Source organism: Methylomonas subterranea (assembly GCF_024505185.1).
Taxonomy (GTDB): Bacteria; Pseudomonadota; Gammaproteobacteria; order Methylococcales; family Methylomonadaceae; genus Methylomonas; species Methylomonas subterranea.
Map to the genome: position 1 here is coordinate 1 of NZ_JANIBJ010000096.1, position 948 is coordinate 948.

1 protein-coding gene is annotated in these 948 nt (G+C 31.1%); it reads left to right on the forward strand.

From position 1 onward, the window contains the following. Window positions 1-327: 327 nt before the first annotated feature. The gene (locus NP590_RS20440; protein WP_256604593.1) at window positions 328-867 is read left to right on the forward strand and encodes a hypothetical protein; all 540 of its coding nucleotides are present in this window, start codon (window positions 328-330) and stop codon (window positions 865-867) included. Window positions 868-948: the final 81 nt, after the last annotated feature.

Consider the following 948-nt stretch of genomic DNA (forward strand, 5'->3'; position numbering starts at 1 on the left):
GGGCTAGGGTAATGGCTTGGCGTGGCTGAGATTAAGATTTTTTTAGTAGTTGGTTTTTAAACTGCTTATTTAACTTGAACACTACCGGATTTAAACTTTTTTAAAATTTATAATTATTATTTTATGGAATTAATGTTGATAATGGTAAATAACTGAGTTTATTTTAGTATACTTACTATTTTGCGCAGTGTTTATTTTTTACTATATTTAATACTAGAATTTTTGATAATTTAAAAAAATACTAATTTAATTATCAAAGCATCATTAGAAAAATTATTTTTTGTCTTTTAAGTTGCTGGCATCATATGATTATAAGTCGATTGAATTATGATTATTAAAACACTTTATCTTTCCATTTTGTTATTTTGGGGTTTTATCAATGCAGGTTATGCCGACTTATATAAATGCCATGATAATCAAGATAGAGTTTACTATGACGATGATTTTGATCAACTAAAAAGTAGGTGTGGCAATGTACCGAAAAAGGTTTTTACTACTCCAAAAAAAGAATTACCTATTAGCAGCTTGGAAAGCAAAGTTAAAATAAGAGATCAAGCCATTACTAAACCTTTTAATACACAAGGCAGTTTAGATGGACAAGTCAGTTCATTTGATATTGATAAACTAACATCTTATGCGGTAATGTTAGGCCGAGCTTTAGGCTGTGGAATAGATACAAAATATGCTTCTAGCAAGATTGGCGAATGGATCGATAGAGTTTTCCCGCCCGGTTCTAATAGTCAAATAACATATCTTCCAATCTTTTTATCGGGAATCCAGCATCATGCCAAACAACAAGTGTCAGGAAATAGCCCTGATAACTGTTCTGCTGTTACTAGTGCATTCAATAAAATGCCATTACCTTGAATTAAAATATGATGGTTAGTAAAAAACCAACTACTAAAAAAAATCTTAATCTCAGCCACGCCAAGCCATTACCCTAGCCCC

What these genes read in the sequence shown, in the direction of transcription:
- NP590_RS20440 (WP_256604593.1), top strand. Translation starts at nt 328, where the DNA reads ATGATTATTAAAACACTTTATCTTTCCATTTTGTTATTTTGGGGTTTT.